1 protein-coding gene is annotated in these 1,655 nt (G+C 39.6%); it reads left to right on the top strand.

Going from position 1 to position 1,655, the window contains the following annotated elements:
* Window positions 1-161: 161 nt before the first annotated feature.
* Entirely contained in the window at window positions 162-1,493 is a 1,332-nt protein-coding gene (locus BLO53_RS18860) for an IS1380 family transposase (protein WP_092065265.1), read from the top strand.
* Window positions 1,494-1,655 lie beyond the last annotated feature (162 nt).

The following is a 1,655-nucleotide window of genomic DNA, read 5'->3' as shown; positions in this document are numbered from 1 at the left end:
CCTGAATTATTCACGGCTTAATTACAAAGCCGCATAGTTACTGCATTTAAACTGCATATTGCTTTCACCCAATAAGTGAAACCTAAGGGTATTAATAAAGCCCCAATTCTGTTACAATTTTAGGTGTCGAATCCAAAACCATAACAAAAAAGAGGCTTCATATGTATAGTTTAGATTACACAACCTTAGAAAGCAATAAGCGTTTTAAATTAAATTTTGATGGAGGCGATTTATCCTCCGATGCTGGTCTTCTCCTAATAAAGGAATTTATCAGCAAACTGCACTTTGACAAGCTGATTGACAGCATATTTCACACCAATGATTCTGCAAGTCACAGGACTCATAAGGATGACGAAAATCTTCTTCAGGTCATCTACCAGATATTCTCAGCTTATTATGAAGACGACTGTGCAGATGAACTGACAAATGATCCTATCCTCACTGCAATACTGGCTAAGGAAGCGCTGGCTTCGCAGCCAACTCTGTCTCGTTTTTATAACCGCATGGATAATGACACTCTGAGACAGTTTGATGACCTCATGAAGGCAATGCGTAAGATTGTCTATACAATCAAACGTCCTGAATTTATCCTTCTTGATCTGGACTCAACACTGCTTGACACATACGGCAAGCAGGAAGGTGAGGATTTCAACTATCACTACCAGAAGCATGGTTATCATCCTCTTGTCTGCTATGACGGTCTGACCGGAGATCTTTTGAAGATTCAGCTCCGTGATGGTTCTGCTTACTCAAGCAAAGGTGTTGCAGATTTCTTAAGGCCGGTTCTTGAGGAGCTTTCATCAATGGAGTTTGCACCTGAGCTTTCTCTTCGCGGGGACAGCGGCTTTGCCACTCCTGAACTATACGAATTATGTGAGGAAGACAATTACAAAGTCTCCTATGCAATCCGACTGAAGATGAACTCTACACTGACATCTCTTGCTAAAGCCGAAGACGAGCTTCTCTTCAAAATGACCAAAAATAATGCAGTTGATTATGCTGTTGTATATGGTGAGTTTTATTATCAGGCCGGAACTTGGACTAAACCAAGAAGGGTTGTTTTTAAAATCGAGAAGCCCTACAACCAGATAAATCACATGTATACTTTTGTTGTTACAAACATGACTGCAGATATACAGTCAATAATCAAGTTTTATTGCGGCCGAGGCAACATGGAGAACTTCATTAAAGAGAGCAAAAACGGATTTGATTTTGGGGCTGTCAGCAGCCACTCAAAACTCGTCAATGCAAACCGTCTTCAAATTCATGCACTTTCTTACAACATATTCAATTGGTTTAAACGGCTGGCTCTGTGTGCTTCCATGAGGAAGCAATGTGCAGATACAATCCGTTTGAAACTGATCAAGATTGCCGTTAAGGTAGTCAGATCAGGTAGATATATTTATTTCAAGCTGTGTAGCAGTTGTCCTTATATATCTGAGTTTCATGAAACTCTAACAAACATAAGCGGCTTACAGCCACAGCTGGAATAGCAACTAATAATGTACCTTGATAACTTAAAAATCTGTATTTCTGATACATAGGGATAGTCTACCCTTTTTTAGGACTAAATCCCGCCTGTTCTAGGCATCCATTTCAAAAAATCGGATTATGGATCAGATTTTAGGAAATTAAGTTGTCATGAATAATTCAGG

The organism is Butyrivibrio sp. INlla14 (assembly GCF_900102515.1).
In the GTDB taxonomy this organism is placed as follows: Bacteria; Bacillota; Clostridia; order Lachnospirales; family Lachnospiraceae; genus Butyrivibrio.
The sequence above is the reverse complement of the archived record's forward strand: the minus strand, read 5'-3'. Positions and strand labels throughout refer to the sequence as shown.